Here is a 17,624-nt window from a genome sequence, read left to right on the forward strand (position 1 = left end):
CGTGACAACGCCGACGAACAACAGCGGCCGCGCACGGAGGTCAGCGGACCATCAGCGCAGGTGAGCGCCAAACCAGCCCAAGGCAAAGCCCCCACCCAAGTTGCTTCGGGACGAGGAGGTCGCGAGCTAAACGCCGTCGTTCTCGGCCAGCAGGCCGTCAGGACCAATGCTGTAGAAGCGCGGCGGTCCCATGGCTTCGCCAGCGCTTTGCAGTTCGGCTTGCTGCTTCGCGGGATCAGAGCCGTGTGAATCGCTTACCCAGAAGCCGTGGAGTCGGATGTGGTCCGCGTCGACGTCGTCCGCCTCTGGGCGGCCCTCTTGGACGAAGCCGCAGAGCGCTCGCAGTGCGTCTTCTCCCAGTTCCAAGGGGTGGAAGGGCAGCGGATAGGGCTCTTCGCCTTCGTCTTGCCAGGGGATGATGTCGGCTGAGCGGTCTCCGGCCCAGTAGGGCAGTTCGAATGGGAAGGGTTCGCCGATGTTCTCCATGACGCCGTCGTCCGGGGACAGGCTGAGGGACCGGACGAGCCGGCCGTCTTCCCACACGGCGAATGCAAGCCAGTCGACGACGCTGTGCATGTTGTGCAGGACGAGCCGTCGGCTGGCGCTTGCCGCCACGAGGTGCTCCGGGAGCTGTGAGGGAAGGTCGATCATGATCCCCCGATCACCGATGACCTCCACACCCGGCCACCAGGCCGCATACACCGTCCCCTCCGGGAGGTACACGCCGTCCGAGAGAACTGAGCCCTCGCACTCCTCGACCCCCCTGCCCGGGTAGAGCCGCCGCATCATGGTGGCAGTCCCATCACGGTGCGCTGGCCGGCTTCGAGCGGTATCCCGTCGGACGGGGACTGCCTCCTGCCCCTGGACGAGGGTGAATCACCCTCGTCCAGGGGCACTGCAAGGTCGGGCAACGGAGGCTCAGTGCGCGGCGCGGCGGGCCAGCGCCCCGCGGGAGCGGGTCACCAGCGCGGCCAGCAGGGCGGCGCCGAGGGGCACGGCCACCAGGAGGGCGGCGAGCGTCTCCCAGGGGACGATGATCGGCACGTACGGCGGGGCGTCACCGGCGCCGCCCCAGCCGTTGTCGAGAGCCTCCTGGTAGAAGCGCATCTGCTCGCGCTCCTCGGTGAGCCGCAGCCCGACCGCGGGCAGGACACCGGCCGCCGAGCCGAGGACCACACCCATCGCGGCGACCACACCGCACTGGAAGCCGCTGAGCATGCGGCGCACCCGGGGCGGGGCTCCGACCGCGGCGAGCGTCTTGAGATCGGCCTCCGCGTCGGCCTGGGCGAGACCGGTGGCGATGCCGGCCGCACCGATGGTGACCAGGCCGGCGAAGACGGTCAGCGCGATCAGGACGAGCCCGTTCTCGTCGACCCAGCCCTGCTCCACGGTCAACTCGACGTTGCTGCCGAGCTTGGCGATCTCGGCGTCGAGCTTCTGCCGCTGCTCGGTGCTCGGCATCCGGTCGGTGCTGAAGAAGGCGCCGAGGGGGACAGTGGTCAGCCCGGCGGCCTTGGCGGCGGCGGGACTGAGCACGCTCTGCACTCCGTAGGAGTCGGGCGAGCCGGGCACCTGGTAGGCCGGGAAGGACTTCAGCTCGCCCGGGACCGGCTTGTTCTGCTCGACGGCGCGGTCGGCGGCCTTCGAGTCGGTGATCAGCTTGATGCCGACGGCGCCGTTCCTGTCGACCTGGGGCTTGTGGAAGCTGACGAGCTTTCCGTCGGCGAGGGCCTTGGCCGCGCCCGGGTCGTCGATGCCGAGGACCTTCAGGAGCGGGGCGTCGGCGACGAGGAGACCGCCCTCGACGTAGACGCCGTTGCCGTCGCGCGAGAGGCAGCGCCAGTCCTTGGCGAGCGCGCGCCGCTGCTCCTTGGTGTACTTCTCCGCCGGGTCGGAGCCGTCGGGGGTGCTGACCCACAGCGGGCACTCGTTGGCCGGCGGGGTGACGACCTCGAAGCGGCCACAGCCCTCGCCCTCGCCGTACGGGGCGCAGCCGGGCTTGCCGACGGCGATCCGGAACACGTCGGCGCGGACGTCGACGGGCAGCGTCCGCTGCACGGCGTCGCGGACCGCGGGGACGTCCCGGCCGCCCTCCTCGGTGACGAGCGCGGCGCCGGCCCCGTACGGCAGGCTGGCCCGGTACTCGGCCAGACTCTGGGCGTCGCGGCTCGCGGCGTACGTCGAGACGGCGACGGTGCCCGCGACGGCGGCCAGGACGGCGGCGACAGCGGGTGCCGTACGGCCCCGGTTGCGGACGGCGTCCCGCAGGGCGAGGCGCGGCGAGAGCGGCAGCCAGCGGCTGGCCCGGCCGAACAGGCCGACCAGGGCGGGCGTCATGGCGACCACACCCAGCTCGGCGATGGCCGAGCCGCCCGCGACCAGCACGAACTGGTCGGAGACGACCGAGCCGTACAGGGCGATGGCCGCGCCGAGCAGGACAGCGCCGAAGCCGATCAGCGGCAGCACGCGGTTGCTGCGGCGCACGCCACGACGGCCGGTGAGGGAGGCCAAAACGGTCTGCCGGGAGGCGGTGACGGCCGGGATGATCGCGGCGAGCAGGCCGGTGAGAACGGCGAGCGCGGCGATGGCGAGCAGTTCCAGCGGCCTGACGGTGAAGCCGCCGAACCGCTGCCCCATGTAGTCCTCGAGGAACGGCCGGAGGGCGAAGGTCAGGATCAGGGCGAGGACGATGCCGACCAGGGCCGCCGCGACGCCGATGACCAGGCCGCCGCTCAGCACGATGGCCCGGATGTGGCTGCGGGCACCGCCGTTGGCGCCGACCAGGCCAAGCTGGCGGCGGGAACGACGGGCGCCGACGGCGAAGGCGGGACCGGCGAGCAGGCAGATCTCCAGCATCGCCAGGCCGACGACCGTGCCCACGGCGGCGAGCGCGGCGGCGTCGGCGCCCCCGCTGCTCTCGTAGGTGGCCCAGCCTTCCTTCTGGTAGAGCGGCACCTCGGAGTCGGCGGGCGGGTCGAGGACCACGACGCGCGAGGTGACCAGGACACCCTTGGCGTTGATCGCCTGGACCGTGTTCCACGTGAAACCACCGGCCTTCTTCACCAGATAGGCGGTGGAGATGTCGGGCTTCGACAGTCCGGCCTTCTCGACCGCCTTGGCGTACGGCGCGAGGAAGGCCCCCGGCAGGGCGTTGACCTGCTGTGCCGTGAGGTCGCTGGGCAACTCCTACGAACCGCTGATCACATAGGTGCGGTCGAAGCCGCGGGCGGTGAGGGTGGAGCCGACGGACAGCCCGCTGCTCTCCAGGAACCGGGTGGTCGCGGCGATCTCGTCCTTCGTCTCGGGGAAGCGGCCCTCCTGCAGCCGCATGATGCCCCGGGCGACGGGATCGACGGCGGCCAGCTCACGGACCTCGGTCTGGAGCAGACCGTGCCTGGTGGTCAGCTTGGCGCTGCCCGTGCTGTCGGTCAGCACCGTCGAACCGGCCGGGATGGTCTTGGTGACATCGGTCGGGCCGTCGGGCCAGGGCTTGCCCGGCGAGTCGTAGTCCCCGGCCGGGGTGTGCCTCTCGCCCTCGGGGTCCTGCAGGATGGCCACGCCGGCCGTTCGGGTGTCGGAGAAGCGAGCGTCGGCGGCACCCAGGGTGCGCTCCATCCGCTGCGCGGGGGTGAGTTCGGCGCTGCGCAGGGTCAGATCCAGGGCGCTCACGCCCAGGATCGGCAGCGCGATCATGGCGAGGACGAGGAAGCTGCGGCCCTTGGAGCGCCAGGCGTCACGGCGGGCGATGCGGACCGCGGCCCGCCAGGAGTGGAACCAGGTCGTCACCGCTGGGCCGCCCGGCCGGTCAGGAGCGAGTCGGCGTCGCTGCGCATGGTCTGGTCGACGACGGCGCCGTCCCGCAGGAAGACGACCCGGTCGGCCCAGGCGGCGAACCGCGGCTCGTGGGTGACCATGATGCCGGCGGCTCCGGCGTCGCAGCGGGAGCGCAGCAAGGCCAGCACGGACTCGCCGGTCTCGGAGTCGAGGGCGCCGGTGGGCTCGTCGGCGAGGACGAGCCGGCGGTCGCCGATGAGGGCGCGGGCGATGGCCACGCGCTGCTGCTGGCCGCCGGACATCTCGTCGGGGAACCGGTCGGCGAGTTGGCCGAGGTCCATCTCGGCGAGGGCGGCGAGGGCCTCGGTGCGGGCCTTGCGGGCCGATATGCCGTCCAGTTCGCGGGGCAGGGCCACGTTCTCGGCGGCGGTGAGGGCCGGGATGAGGTTGTAGTCCTGGAAGACGTAGCCGATGCTGCGGCGGCGCAGGGCGGCGAGCCCCTTGATGCCGAGGGCGGTGATGTCGGTGCCCTCGACGAAGACCTGCCCGGAGGTGGGGTTGTCGAGGCCGCCGGCGATGGTGAGCAGGGTGGACTTGCCGGAGCCCGACGGGCCCATGACGGCGACGAGTTCACCGGGTTGGACGTCGAGGTCGATGCCGCGCAGGGCGTGCACCTCGGTGGCGCCGGAGCCGTGGACGCGGGTCAGGTTCCGCAGACTCAGCACGGGCTGCTGCTGTTGTGTGGACATGGTTCCCCCTCGGGCGTACGCGGGCGAACGGCCGGACGTCGGTGTGACGGACGGACGGTCCTTGGCAGCGCCGTGCGTACGGTATGGGTCTGGTCGGGTGGTTCGGAGTCTTCGTGTGGGTCGGGTGGACCGGGTCGGCCCTGTGGGTCCGGTCGGCCCTGTGGGCCCGGTCGTTCGGGTGCTCAGGGTCGGTCGTGAAGGGCGGACGTCACGGGCGGTGGCGTGCGGCCTCCCCTGCCCCTGCCCCGGCCCCCGCCCGCGCCCCCGTCCCCGCCGCTCCCGCTACCGCCCCCGGCGAGACCGGCTCCGGCCCCGCCGCCGGGGCGGTGGACGAGAGACGGATCAGCCGGGACTCGCAGTGGTCGAGCCAGCGCGCCTCGGCCTCGGTCTGGAAGATCAGCTGCTCCAGGACGAGGAGCCAGGCGATGTCGTCCCGCTCCCGGGCCCCGTTCTTCTCCACGGCGGTGAGGGCCTGCGCCTTCAGCCGGGTGTAGTCCTGCATGGCTTTCACGGTGTGCCGGCGCTGGTACTGGATGACGTCACGGATGTCGACCCCGGGCGCCCCGACGGCCATGGCCAGCTTGATGGCCAGTTCGTCACGGGCCGGGCTGGTGCGGTCGACGGGGTTCTCGAACCAGCTGCGCAGTTCGACGCGACCGCTGTCGGTGATCGCGTAGAGCGTGTGGCCGGCCTCGTCCTCGCCGTCCTGCACGACCATGCCGTCGCGTTCGAGCCGGCTGAGCGTCGTGTAGACCTGACCGACGTTGAGCGGCCAGGTCGAGCCGGTGCGGGACTCGAACTCCGTACGGAGCTGTGAGCCGTAGCGCGGACCGCGTTCCAGGAGGGCGAGAAGCCCGTGACGAATGGACATACCGAGTATGTATACCGAGTAAGTCCGCGTGGACAAGCGTCCTGAGAGGGACGCCGGAGGTCCGACTCAAGGGGGACCGGTCCGTCGCATCCGCGCCACGAGGAAGCCGATGCCGAGGCCCGCCAGAGCCAGCCCCACGCCCAGCGTGAGCACGGGAATCCGCCGGTCGGAGAGGTCGAGAGGGGCCTCGGTGCCGGTCCGGTGAGCGGCCGTCGGCAGCCCCGCGGGCGAGCTCTCGGCGGCCGGGGCGTCCGTCTCGGGTACCACCTCGACCCCCTCGTCCGACCTATCGGCGGGCTCCTCCTCTGTTGCCGTTCTGGTACGAGCGGGCTCCACCGGGCTCGTGGAGGACGGCGAGCCGGAGGGGTCGGCCGGTCGGCCGGGCCGCTCCCGGCCCTCCCCCGTCGGCCGCCCGCGAGGGAGGCGGAGTCGCTGGGCGCGGGCTCGTCGGGCGGCCCCGACAGCTCGGGATCCGCCGGACGGGCGGGTCCGGCGGATCCGGAGGAGGGCGACGGGGCGGACGGGCGATCGGGCGATCGGGCGAGGTGGATGCGGCGGTCGTGGCCGCGGAACCGTTGAGAGCGGGGCGCGAGCGGGCTGACCCACACCGCCGGCGTCCCCCTGCGGGCCCAGCTGAAGAACCTCTACGGGGCTGGACGAGATCCGGCCTGCCCGATCGTCACGGTGTGGAGAACAGGCCGGGTCCCGAGGGCGCGGGGCCGTCGGCGCGGGCGCCGCCCGTGACCCGCAGGAACTCCAGCTTCTCCGCGTCGGCGGATCCCGCGGCCACCGTGTAGACGACGAGGCGGATGTCGCAGCCCGGGACGGTGAGCACGTCGCAGTCGCAGATCACCTCACCCACCTGGGGGTGTACGACGGTCTTGCGGGCCGAGACGTGCGGGCCGACCGTGCCCTGGTCCCACAGTCCGGCGAACTCCGCGCTGGTGGAACGCAGTTCCTCGACAAGGCCGGTCAGGCCACGGTCGCGGGGGTAGTCGACGAGGGCTGTGCGCAGGTCGGCGACGAGGTCAATTTTCAAGGCGTCGTCGTCCTGGAGCACGGGCCAGGAAGCGAGCCGGCCGGGCCCTGTGGCGAAGACCGCCCGTGCCAGATTGCGCTCGTCGTGTTTGCGTGCGCTGGGGTCGCCGATCAGTACGGACCATGCGGGGGTCCAGGACAGCAACGTCCAGTCGGCGCTGAAGACTCCGACCGGGAACTCCCCGAGGCGGGCCACCATCCGTTGGACCCCGGCCGGAACATGCGTGGAGACCGTTCCCTCCTGCGGGGGGAGGAGGCCGGCCAGCCGGTAGGCGTGATCGCGCTCCGCGGGCTGCAGCTGCAGGGCCCTGGTCAGGCTCGCGACGACCTGCGCCGAGGGGCTCGTGGCGCGCCCCTGCTCCAGCCGCACCACATAGTCGACCGACAGCCCTGCCAGCTCGGCCAGCTCCTCGCGTCGCAGCCCCGCCGCGCGTCGTCCGGGCCGCGAGGTCAGTCCGACGTCCGCAGGGGAAAGCCGGTCGCGCCAGCGGTGCAGTGCCGTCCCCAGGTTCTCGTCCACTCGGCCATTGTGTCCGTGGGGCAGCTGCTGTGCCTGGTACTGGTTGTCCTACCGTCGCCCAGGGCACTGGTTGTCCTCGCGCCGCGGGCCGAGGCTGAATGCATGACGACTACATTCATCACCGGTGCCAACAAGTCCCTCGGCTACGAGACCGCCCGCCGATTGATCGAGGCGGGCCACACCGTCCTGCTCGGTGCTCGTGATCCGGAGCGGGGCCGGGCTGCCGCCGACGCACTCGGTGCCCGTTTCGTACAGATCGACGTGACCGACGACGCGTCGGTGGCCGCGGCCGCCGCCGACATCGCGGCCCACGAGGGCGCCATCGACGTCCTGATCAACAACGCTGGTGTCTTCGGGCCGCACCTGCCCGCCGACCAGCTCACCGCCGCCGACGCGTCCGCGGTCTTCGAGGTCAATGTCGTGGGGATCGTCCGGGTGACGCACGCGTTCCTGCCGCTGCTGCGCAAGTCCGCGAGCCCGGTCATCGTCAATGTGTCCAGCGGCATGGGCTCGTTCGCGGCCACCCATGACACCGGGCGCGTCGAGGGCCGGGCCGTCGCGCCGCTCTACACGGCGTCGAAGGCCGCCGTGACCATGCTGACCACGCAGTACGCCAAGTCCTGGCCGGACGTGAAGGTGAACGCGGCCGACCCCGGCTACACCGCGACCGACTTCAACGGGCACAGCGGCCCGCAGACCGTGACCGAGGGAACCGACGCCATCGTCGAACTCGCCACCATCGGCGCGGACGGACCGACCGGAACCCTCCGCGACCGTCACGGTGTGCTGGGTTGGTGACCCACCTCCGAACCCGGAGCGAACCCGGAGCGGGCCCGGCACGGACGAGGCCGTCACTGGAACATCGTTTCAGGCTTGACCTGCCGGGTGCCCGCCCGACCGTCCGCGACGAGGAGTCCCGCACAGCGCCGCCGCTGCAGCCGAGGCTTCCCTCATCCACAAGCTGTGCCGCGACGACAACGCCCCGCACAGCCTCGTCGGCTTTCTTCACCCACAACGGGCAGGCAGGCACCGGGTGAACCTGCCGGCGCGGTAAGAGCGCCAGCAGTTCGTCCTCACCGTTGGTGATCTTCTTGACGGCCTCGGGATACTTCGCGCCGCGCTGCCGGGCGAAAGGCGCCACGGCTTTGCGGGCCTTGTCCTCGCCATGTTGTCCAGGACCGTGATTGCGCTACTCGAACGATTCAGGATGCTTGCCATGACCACTGACACGGAGCGGCTCGTGGCGGCTCTTCGCTGACAGGATCGACGCCCGCCGGGTCCTCCGGCGGGCGTCGACGGCAACGTTCTCCCGTGCAGGTCGGGCGTCAGCGGCCCAGGGACGTGTTCAGGATGTACGTCGCGTACAGGAACGCGGTCTCCAGGATGATCTTCTGCAAGTGGTTTTCGCCGTCGGTGAGCCAGCCCACCAGCGGGTGGGAGTCCCTGGTCGCCTTCCCGTCCCGCCGCTTGTGGTCCTCCCGGTTCAGGTCGTTGAAGTGCTTGCTCAATGTGCCCCAGTTGTTCTGGATCTCGACACAGGCGGGGGTGACGTTCCAGGTGCCGCCGGCGTGGCCCATCACGGGAGCGATCCCGTCCCGCTGGGGCCGGATGCGGACCGCCTCGGGGATGAACTGGGTCATCACCAGGGCACCCCACGCCATCTCCCCGGCGCTCGCCGAGTTGTACAGATCCCAGACCGCCGCGTTGATCGTGCCCCGGCTGATCCCCACGCTGGTGCGGGGGCGCCCGGTGATCCGCTCCAGGGCGACGTAGTTCTCGCCGAAGGAGGTCTGCTGCTGCTTCTTGGACTTGCGCCACTTGCCGTTGTCCCAGCGGGAGGACTCAGCCTCATGGGGCTTCCCACCCGGGCCGTTGCGGGTACCCATGTAGTGGTACGTGTCGTGCTTGTCCCACCAGCCGAGCAGGTACAGGTTGGAGCGGCGCAGGTTCAGGCGGACGAAGTGGTCGTTCCCCCACGCCTGGATGTCCACCCGCAAGTACGCGTTGGTTGACTTCGGGTCCTCCGTGGTGGGCGTGTGGTACACCCGGTAGCCGTGGGCTTTCACCACGTCCGAGCTGCTGCCGTCGCTGATGCGGTCGCGTATCGCGTCGATGAAGCGTGTGTAGTCGCTGGAGTCGTCGGTTCCGACCCGGAAGGTCGGGTTGCCGTCGGCCGCGCTCGCGGTCTGCAGGGTACCCAGCGGACCCAGCAGTGTGGCGAAGACCGACAGCACGATGGCGGCGACGATCGAGGTGACGGTGATCCTCCGGGGGCGCTGCCCGGGTCTTGCTTCGATGGTGTCGGCATGGTGCATGGCGCTGTTCTCCGTGTACTCGGAAGCCGGAAACCGGCCTGGCTGTCACCGACGTTCGCAACCGGGTGATTGATTGGCACGCCCCTTTTGTCACAGGAATCAATTCCGCTCGGCGCGACCGTGACCCGTGCCACGTCACCCATTCGTCACCTGCGGTCGACCTTCCCGTTGCGGGGTGACTCGTATGGTCATCGCTCCCGACGCCGCCTCGGCCAGGCTGACGCGGACGTCGGCTCGATGGGCGCGAGCATGCCTTTTGTCACAGCTGAATGCCGACATTCTGGTCTTCCTCGGTATTTGTCAGGACGGTAGGTTGTCGCTGTTTCCGGCTTGTGCGAATCCCGTATGAAGGCCGTCGGCGGTAGGTAAGGAGACGCGTCGTGGGTCGACCCGAAAGACCTGTGGACCCCGAGGCCGGTCCTGTACAACGTCTCGCCGGTCAACTGCGCGAGCTCCGCAAGGCGGCCGGCAACCCGTCGTACCGGAGCATGGCCGAGAGAGCGGGCTTCTCCGCGACAACGCTGTCACAGGCGGCGGCAGGCGAGCGGCTGCCTTCCCTCGCGGTGGTGAGGGGATACGCGCGCGCCTGCGCGGCGGACGTAGGGGAATGGGAGACCCGCTGGACGGAGGCCGAGGCCGAGGCGGCGGGGACGCCGCGCGAGGAGGACGAGGACACGCCGCCGCCGTACCGGGGTCTCGCCCGGTTCGAGCCGGATGACCGGAAGCTCTTCTTCGGCCGGGACAAGCTGGTCGAGGACCTGAACGGGCTGGTATGCGATCACAGGTTCGCGGTGTTGTTCGGGGCTTCGGGCAGCGGAAAGTCGTCCCTGCTCAGGGCGGGTCTCATCCCACGGCTCAGGGACGAGATGGCGACCCGGGGGCGGCCGGCGGTGCTGCGGGTGCTCACCCCCGGGGACCGGCCCGCGCAGACATACGGCCATCTGCTCACGCCTGCCGAGGGCGAGCCGGAGAGCTGGGTGGTGGTCGACCAGTTCGAGGAGGTCTTCACCCGCTGCCGGGACCGCGCCGAGCGCGCCCGCTTCCTCGACCTGCTGCTCGCCGCCCGCGACCCGGACCGCCGGCTGAAGGCCCTCATCGCCGTACGGGCCGACTTCTACGCCCGCTGCGCCGAGCACCGCGACCTGGCGGACGCCCTGTCCGGCGCCGGACTCCTGGTCGGCCCGATGACCGCCGACGAGCTGCGCGAGGCGGTGGTCAGACCGGCGCAGGCGGTCGGGCACCTGGTGGAGCGGGAACTGACCGCGAAGATCGTCGAGGAGGTCCTCGACCAGCCCGGCGGCCTGCCGATGCTCTCGCACGCCCTGCTGGAGACCTGGCGCCGGCGCAAGGGCCGGATGCTGACGCTGGCCGCGTACGAGGCGGCCGGCGGCGTGCGCGGCGCGATCGCGGCGAGCGCCGAGAACGTGTACGCGCAGCTGACCTTGTCCCAGCGGCGCGCCGCCCGCCGTCTGCTGCTGCGGATGATCGAGCCGGGCCGCGGCGCCCCCGACACCCGCCGCCCCCTCACCCGCGCCGAGCTCGACGAGTGGGCCGAAGCGGACGTTCCCGTGGTCGTGGAGCGGCTGGCCCGCGCGCGGCTGCTGACCGCGGACGAGGAGGGCATCCACCTCGCCCACGAAGCGCTGATCACCTGCTGGCCCCGGCTGCACGAGTGGATCGAACGAGACCGTGAACGGCTCCGCCGTCACCGGGCCCTGTCCGAGGCCGCCCGCACCTGGCTGGAGCACGACCGCGACCCCGGCGCCCTCTACCGGGGCGTCCGGCTCGACCACGCCGAGGAGCACTTCCCGGACCACGAGCGGGACCCGGCAATGACCACGACGGAACGGGAGTTCCTGATCGCCGCGTTCGCGGCGCGGGACGCGGAACGCCGGGCGGCCGCCCGCTCCACGCGCCGGGCCCGCACCGCGGCCGGTGTGCTGTCGGCCGTCCTCGTGGTGGCCCTCGTCGCGGGCCTGGCCGCCTGGACCCAGCGGCGGGACAACCAGCGCCGCTCCACCGAGGACACGGCCCGCCGCATCGCCGCCGTCGCCGACGGTCTGCGGACGACCGACCCACGCACCGCGCAACTGCTGGGCGTCGCGGCCTGGCGCACGGCCCGTCTGCCGGAGACCCGCGGCGCGCTGCTGGACTCCCTCACCCAGCCGGAACAGGACACCTTCGGTGACCCGACGACGGGCGACGGACCCACGCGCCGTCTGGTGGACTCCGGACGTACGCTGCTCAGCGCCCAGGGACGCGAGTGGCGGACCTGGGACGTGGCATCGCATCGGCGGACCGGTTCGGGAAGGCTGCCGGAAGGGAGCGGCACCGTGAGCGGGGCGAGTCCTGACGGGCGACTGCTGGCGGTCGACACGGGCGACGGGTCGCGGCTGTGGGACACCGCTGCCGGCCGTTGGAGCGGCGGCCGTCTGCCGGGGTCCTGGGTGTGGTTCTCCTCGAGCAGCTACGTCACGAGCGGCGACGACGACTCCGAGGTGCAGATGCGCTCGGCGGCCGACGGCCGGGTGCGGTTCACCACCCGGGCGGAGAGCCCGACGCTGGTGGCGCCGAGCACGGACGGCCGGCTGGTCGCGTTCTGCCCCGTCGGGGACGGGCCACCGCAGGTGCGCGACGTGAGCAGCGGACGCACCCTGCACGGGCGCTGGGAACGCGACACCGACGCCTGCGGCCGGGAGCGGTCACTGCTCGTGCTCGGCGACGGCGAGCGAAGCGAGAGGGGGGAGCCCCCGGCCGAAGGCTGGGGGAGGCTCGCCGCGCAGACCCCGACCGGGGTGCGGATCTGGGACGTCCGGTCGGGCGAGCAGGTCGCCGACCTCGCGGACACCGGCGTGACGTACATCGCCCTCAGCAAGGACGGAAGGCTCCTGGCAACCGCGGACGCGCAGGAAGTCAGGGTATGGCGGCCGGGCACCGCGGCCCCGGTCTTCCGGCACTCCCTGCACAACCAGCACCTGCAAGGCGGGCTGGCCCTGGACGACAAGTACCCCGTGCTGCGCTACCTGGAGGGCGGCACCGTCCACTCCCTCGACATCTCGGCCGCGGTCACCTCCGCCTGGCAGGACCAGCCTGCGGACCGGGTGCTGCTCAGCCCCGACGGCCGCACCCTGGCCACAGCGCGTCGCATCGGCGACCACTACCGCGTGGAACTGCGCGACACGCTGCACGGCCGCCCGCTGCGCACCCTGCCCTCCCCGCAGCTCCCCGTCTCCACCGACCCCTCCTCCCCGGTGTCCCCGGAGGACACCACAGCCCTGCTGGCGTTCTCCCCCGACGGCGGGACACTCGCCTACGGCATCTCGGCGCCCGGCAGCTGGACGTCCCGGCAGCCCTTCACGATCTGGGACATCACCGAGGGCCGCACCCGCACGACCCTGGACCTGGCCACGAAGACGTCGACGGAAGCCCTGCTCACGATCGCCCTCGGCCCCGACGCCAGTACCCTCTACGCCGGCCGCACGGAGGCCGTCGGCCCCCCGGCCGACGAGGTCTGGGACATCGCACGCCACCGCAGGACGGCGGTCCTCGCCTCCCTGTCCAGCGACCACCTGGCCGTCAGTCCCGACGGCCGCGTCCTCGCCGGTGACAACCGCGTCGCGGCCCTGCCCGCCGGGAAGGTCCTGGCGCGCGATCTGGTGCAGGGCGACGAGATCGGCGCCCTCGCCTTCACCCCGGACGGCTCGCTGTTCGCCGCCGGGGACCAGACGGGCCGGGTCGCGCTGTGGGACGGGAAGCTGCGGCAGCGCGCCGGCATCCTGCGCAGCGTCTTCGCCGCGCTGCCGGACGACATCGGCGACGGCGTATTCGGCGACACCTCGGAGGCGGTCAGCGCCCTCGCCGTCAGCCCCGACGGCAGGACGCTGGCGGTCGGCGGAGAGGCGGGCAGCCTCCAGCTGTGGGACATCGCCACCCAGCAGCCGCTGGGCTCGCCCGTGACCACGCCCGGCGAGGAGATCGACAGCGTCGCCTTCGGCTCCGACGGCGGCACGGTGTACGCGGGCAGCCCGCACGTCCCGCTGCAGCGGTACCCGATCGACCCGGCGCGAGCGGTGGGGACGGTGTGCCAGCGGGCAGGAGGGGGCGGCCTGTCGCGGGCGCAGTGGCAGACCTACCTGCCGGGTGTGCCGTACCGGAACGTGTGCAACGGCTGACCGGACCTGCGTTGATCGCGGTGGCGGAGAGGGTCGCCGATCAACTTCGTGGCTTCGACGATCGTCCCGTCGCTGCACAGACCCACAGCTCGACGGGAGAACCGCCCATGAAGCTCAAGAAGCCCGGCCGCGGAAAACTGTCTGTCCTCGCCCCCGCGCTCGCCCTTCTCCTCGTCCCCCTCTCCGCGGGGACCGCCGGCGCCAACACCAGCCCCGGCTGGGGTGACGACAAGCCGGACGTGATCTGGGACTGCAACCACGGCAAGACCGACCTGTGCCGGTACCACGAGGTGAACGCCTGGACCGCCCTCGGCAAGCGGCGCCAGGTCTCCAACGTGATCAACAACTGCGCCGGCAACCGCGACCTGACCCTCACCCGCACCGACACCAACGCCACGAGCACCCAGTACTCCTTCGAGCGGTCGACGTCCGTGGAGGTGTCCGTCGGGTTCGAGGACAAGATCGTCGAGGGGGTGAAGGCGAGCTCCTCGCAGACCGAGACCTGGACCGTGGGCAGCACCCGCACCGCGACGGAGACCCACACCTCGATCATCCCGGCCGGCAAACGGGGCGCCTGGTGGTTCGCCCCGTACGTCCACCACTCCCAGGGCTGGCTGGAGGTCCACTACGGCAAGCGCAAGAACGGCCACTACTTCTGGTACTACCCCGGCAGGGGCGGCACGGGCGTCCGCATCGACACCCCCGTGTACCTCAAGAGCAACGGCGAACTGAAGGGCCAGTTCTACTGGGCGACCTGGAAGTGCTGACCCGCTGACCCGCCGTAGGGCGGATGCCGTGTGGCCCGCGCGGTGTCTGCGGCACTGATGCCGGGCCAGTCTGCGGCACGCTCAACGCACCCGAGTTCTCGAGGCGCATGACGATCGGGGATCACGTCCTGGCGGTGACGGCAACGTGATGTCTCCGGGGACGATCACGCAGGCGTCGAGGAAGACCGGCTCAAGTCGGTCAGCCCATACCTCCCTCGACCCGGGCACGCCCGTCGCCCACAGCGAGGATGGAGAGTGCGATGCCCGTGGAGGGGTGTGCTTCTGCAAGCCGGTGTGTCAGGAACATCCCGTATCCACAGGTGCAGAACCGCAGTGGAGCAGTCCCGGACGACGATCATCTCCTGGCCGGACCTGACCGGCTGTACGTACCACCACCCGGTGTCTTCGGCACCCGGCGTGTTCGGGACCCTCACCAGCGACTGAGCCGTCGGCCGAGATGCGATGTGCATCCGTCGGTCTGATGGTGGAGTCATGAACCATCACCACCAGTCCCAACGGACGATCGAGATCAACACTCGGCTTGTGAAGACCGGTGCCGTGCTCACGACGGCCGGTGCCGTGGTGGCCTGCGTCGGCATGGCCATCGCGGCCTCCGCCGTCTTCGCGGCAGGCCGCCGCCTGATCCGCGAGATGGACGTGCCCCCGGCACAGCAGGCGGCCATGAAGTGGCGCCAGGCCAAGGAGGCGTCCCGAGCGGGTGTGCAGGCGTGGCAGTCCACGTCCGACGCTCATAACTGATCCCCGCCCGCCGGGTGTGTCGATCGCAGGCGTTGCCGACCTGCCGGGTCTGATCATGGTCTTGAGAAGGGCGCACTCACGTCCGTCCACCTGGCGACGTCCCGGAGTTGGCCTACGGGGACTTTGGCTCAGTCATCGCCCATCAGCAGCAACTCGTCCTCCTGGTCGGTTACTGCGCTCCTGGCAGCCCGTGGAAGGCGCGGCACGAGTCCCTACGACCCGACATTCCCATCAGACGACGTCGTGGATGTTGTGCTCGGTCAGGTCGGATGCATGCCGGGCAACAGCCTGCTTTTCGCACTCTCGTGCAGTCGAAGATTGCAAGATCGAAGAGGAAGAGCCCTCAGACCTGTTCCCCGAGGAAAGCTGCCGGACGGTGCGTCGCATCACCGTACGCAAAGCCTCGTCCGCCAAGTGATCCGGCCGGGCCAGGGCCGAGGTCCGGCAAGCGGGCGCCTCACCCTGGCCCAGCAGACTTCAGCTCATCGCTCGGTGGCGGCGGCCCGGATCCTGGTCGTGTCCCACATCAGCGGCGTGTCGTCGAAGACCACGGCGATCTTCACCTCCCCGGCCGCGAGGCTCTCCGGAAGGGTCACGCTGCCCTTCTGGGCCCCGTCGAAGGGGACCGGACCGAGGTCCGTGGCCTTCCCGTCGGCCGCGAACGCGAAGGCGTGGCCCGTCTTGTCCGCGTGCAGGGCCGTGCCGGCAGGATCCGACGCGACGGCGTTCAGGCGTACGGTGCTGCCCTGTCCGACCGTCCCCGCGAGCAGACGCTGGGACCGCCTGTCCTTCGCCAGGTCAGCGGAGACCGGGGCCTGCTGGACGAGCCGCCATTCCTGCGAGCCGTCCTCGACCGCGTTCTGCAGGGTGAGCGGCGCCCCGGCGGAGGCACCAGTCAGGTACACGTTGGTGTTCTTCGCGGCCTGGAACTTGTAGTACCCGCCCGCTGTCTTGACGAGGTTCCACAGTCCGGCGGGCGTGTCGTCGGCCCACTGGCCGATCCGCTGGCCGACCGTCGCGTTCGCCGTCCAGATGCCGGCGGCACGGCCGCCCGACTTGTTCAGCAGCGTCAGGGCGCCGTCGGCCTTGGTGACCAGGTGCCAGTACTGCGTGTCCTTGTTCGCCGCCGAGCCGGCGTCCTCCAGGCGGACGTCGGGCACGTCCCCGTTGCCGATGTTCGCGTCGTTGGTCTTGTTCCCGGTACCGATCACCTGGCCGGTCCTGCGGTTCACGAGCTGGTAATAGGCCCCCTCGGAACGTCCGAAGTCGACCTCGGCGTAGCGGAGCGTGGAGGTGCCCTGGTGGTTGAGGATGGAGACGCGGCCGGTGCCCTCGACGTACTGGAGGTTGCGGGTGTAGCCGGCCCGTGAGGTCGTCTGGTACTCCTTCCACACGCCGTCGCTGCGTCCGCTCTCGTTGATCCAGACGTTGCCACTGCTGGCGGCGTTGTAGGCGAGGCGTCCGTCGGGAAGCCTGATGAGGACCGGGCTGCCGTTCGTCGCGAGACGACGAGAACCGGCGTCGACCGGCAGTGAGGTGACGCCCGTGCCCGTGGGGGAGCCGAGGTAGAACTTCAGCGGGTCGTCAGCGAGCACGTACCTGGTGTTGGTTCCGCCGCCCCAGTACTCGAAGGTGAGCAGCCACTTGCCGTCCGCGGTCGGGACGACGTTCGTCATGCCCGGCCGTCCGCCACCGATCTCCGTCTTGCCGCCGCCCATGCTCTGGGTCAGGCCCGCCACGTCCACGACGGGGTCGCTCCACTGGGGGCTCCGTCCGTCCCAGGTCTTGTGGGCGAGGATCTGCCCGTGGGAGTCCGGGGCGGTGTCGTTCGCGGCGTCCAGCGTGGGGGCACCGGTGACCGGGTCGAAGCCGGTGTAGTCGTTCTCGTCCGAGTAGTAGCAGACGAGTTGGCCCTTGTAGACCATCAGGTACGGCTCCCACAGGGGGTCCACCTGCTTGTACGTGTTCGCGGCGGCGATGTTCGTGCCGACCGCGCCCGCGCTGCCGCCCTGCCAGCCGCCCATGGCGATGATGTTGAGGACGTCCCATGTCACGCCGTCGTCGGTGCTGGAGTACAGGGCCATCGCCACGTCACTGCGGTCGCCGTCGTTGGACGGCGTCCAGTTCGGGTCGGCCGCCTTGTGCTCAAGGTAGTAGTGGTCGTCGCCCGTCACGACGCTCGCGAGGAGCAGTGTGCCCTTCTTCAGGTCGCCGACGTCCTGCGGAAGCGTGTAGAGGTACGGCGCTCCCCAGTTGCTCGTGTACTTCGCGTACTTGGGGTCGTCGGAGAGGTATGCCGGAGCCTCGACCTCCGACAGCGGCTGCCACGACGTTCCGTAGTCGTCGCTCTTGTAGACGGGCAGGGTCTCGCCGTCGGCGCTTCCCGTCTCCGGCACGACCGTGGCCTTCTCGAACGACGCGACGAGACGCCCGCTCTCCAGCTGCGCCGACTTCACATAGATCGCGCAGTTCCCCCGGCCCTTCAGACAGGGCTCGTTCCCGAGCTGGTACATGACCCCGCCCGTCGGGTTGTACGCCTGCGCACCGGCCGTGGGGATCACCAGCATCGCGGCTGCCGCGGCGAAGGTTCCCAGCGCCTTCGCTGCTTTTCCTCTTTGCATAACCTCTCCATCTTCACGGCGTCGGGTCCCGCGCTCCG

At 70.9% G+C, this 17,624-nt stretch carries 10 protein-coding genes and 2 pseudogenes; 4 read left to right on the top strand and 8 right to left on the bottom strand.

What is annotated here, in order from left to right; genetic code table 11:
• Window positions 1-126: 126 nt before the first annotated feature.
• The 6 genes and pseudogenes from C6376_RS08575 to C6376_RS08600 form a co-directional block, all read right to left on the bottom strand.
• Window positions 127-789: a hypothetical protein gene (locus tag C6376_RS08575; RefSeq protein WP_254075880.1), complete on the bottom strand. Its 663-nt coding sequence runs from the start codon at window positions 787-789 to the stop codon at window positions 127-129.
• 129 nt (window positions 790-918) lie between these two features.
• Window positions 919-3,786: pseudogene (locus tag C6376_RS08580) on the bottom strand (FtsX-like permease family protein).
• Window positions 3,783-4,523: an ABC transporter ATP-binding protein gene (locus C6376_RS08585; protein WP_107442866.1), complete on the bottom strand. Its 741-nt coding sequence runs from the start codon at window positions 4,521-4,523 to the stop codon at window positions 3,783-3,785. Before C6376_RS08585 ends, C6376_RS08580 begins: the two are co-directional and overlap by 4 nt.
• Window positions 4,524-4,731: 208 nt before the next feature.
• A complete protein-coding gene (locus C6376_RS08590) occupies window positions 4,732-5,394 on the bottom strand; it encodes a PadR family transcriptional regulator (protein WP_107442867.1) in 663 nt (220 codons plus the stop codon).
• A gap of 66 nt (window positions 5,395-5,460) precedes the next feature.
• On the bottom strand, window positions 5,461-5,661 hold the full coding sequence (locus tag C6376_RS08595; RefSeq protein ID WP_107442868.1) for a hypothetical protein: 201 nt from the start codon (window positions 5,659-5,661) through the stop codon (window positions 5,461-5,463).
• Between the two features lie 412 nt (window positions 5,662-6,073).
• The gene (locus tag C6376_RS08600) at window positions 6,074-6,952 is read right to left on the bottom strand and encodes a helix-turn-helix transcriptional regulator (protein WP_107442869.1); all 879 of its coding nucleotides are present in this window, start codon (window positions 6,950-6,952) and stop codon (window positions 6,074-6,076) included.
• A gap of 102 nt (window positions 6,953-7,054) precedes the next feature.
• Between C6376_RS08600 and C6376_RS08605 the strand changes: the two genes are divergently transcribed.
• A complete protein-coding gene (locus tag C6376_RS08605; protein WP_107442870.1) occupies window positions 7,055-7,750 on the top strand; it encodes an SDR family NAD(P)-dependent oxidoreductase in 696 nt (231 codons plus the stop codon).
• 527 nt (window positions 7,751-8,277) lie between these two features.
• Here C6376_RS08605 and C6376_RS08610 read toward each other — a convergent pair.
• Complete coding sequence (locus tag C6376_RS08610) at window positions 8,278-9,267, bottom strand: ribosome-inactivating family protein (RefSeq protein ID WP_107442871.1); 990 nt, start codon at window positions 9,265-9,267, stop codon at window positions 8,278-8,280.
• Window positions 9,268-9,647: 380 nt separating this feature from the next.
• Here C6376_RS08610 and C6376_RS08615 point away from each other — a divergent pair, with 380 nt between their 5' ends.
• The 3 genes from C6376_RS08615 to C6376_RS08625 all read left to right on the top strand — a co-directional run bounded on the left by C6376_RS08615 (window position 9,648) and on the right by C6376_RS08625 (window position 14,965).
• The gene (locus C6376_RS08615) at window positions 9,648-13,439 is read left to right on the top strand and encodes a hypothetical protein (protein ID WP_107442872.1); all 3,792 of its coding nucleotides are present in this window, start codon (window positions 9,648-9,650) and stop codon (window positions 13,437-13,439) included.
• Between the two features lie 107 nt (window positions 13,440-13,546).
• A complete protein-coding gene (locus tag C6376_RS08620) occupies window positions 13,547-14,206 on the top strand; it encodes a hypothetical protein (RefSeq protein ID WP_107442873.1) in 660 nt (219 codons plus the stop codon).
• Window positions 14,207-14,698: 492 nt separating this feature from the next.
• Window positions 14,699-14,965, top strand: a complete 267-nt coding sequence (locus C6376_RS08625) for a hypothetical protein (protein ID WP_107442874.1) — start codon at window positions 14,699-14,701, stop codon at window positions 14,963-14,965.
• An 818-nt stretch (window positions 14,966-15,783) separates the two neighbouring features.
• Here the strand turns inward: C6376_RS08625 and C6376_RS08630 are convergent.
• Window positions 15,784-17,586: pseudogene (locus C6376_RS08630) on the bottom strand (RICIN domain-containing protein); the annotation flags it as partial.
• Window positions 17,587-17,624 lie beyond the last annotated feature (38 nt).

This window comes from Streptomyces sp. P3 (assembly GCF_003032475.1).
GTDB lineage: Bacteria > Actinomycetota > Actinomycetes > Streptomycetales > Streptomycetaceae > Streptomyces.

Bases quoted from the DNA above. Each gene is read 5' to 3' on its own strand.
- C6376_RS08575 (WP_254075880.1), bottom strand. From the start codon at position 789: ATGATGCGGCGGCTCTACCCGGGCAGGGGGGTCGAGGAGTGCGAGGGC.
- C6376_RS08585 (WP_107442866.1), bottom strand. From the start codon at position 4,523: ATGTCCACACAACAGCAGCAGCCCGTGCTGAGTCTGCGGAACCTGACC.
- C6376_RS08590 (WP_107442867.1), bottom strand. From the start codon at position 5,394: ATGTCCATTCGTCACGGGCTTCTCGCCCTCCTGGAACGCGGTCCGCGC.
- C6376_RS08605 (WP_107442870.1), top strand. From the start codon at position 7,055: ATGACGACTACATTCATCACCGGTGCCAACAAGTCCCTCGGCTACGAG.
- C6376_RS08610 (WP_107442871.1), bottom strand. From the start codon at position 9,267: ATGCACCATGCCGACACCATCGAAGCAAGACCCGGGCAGCGCCCCCGG.
- C6376_RS08620 (WP_107442873.1), top strand. From the start codon at position 13,547: ATGAAGCTCAAGAAGCCCGGCCGCGGAAAACTGTCTGTCCTCGCCCCC.
- C6376_RS08625 (WP_107442874.1), top strand. From the start codon at position 14,699: ATGAACCATCACCACCAGTCCCAACGGACGATCGAGATCAACACTCGG.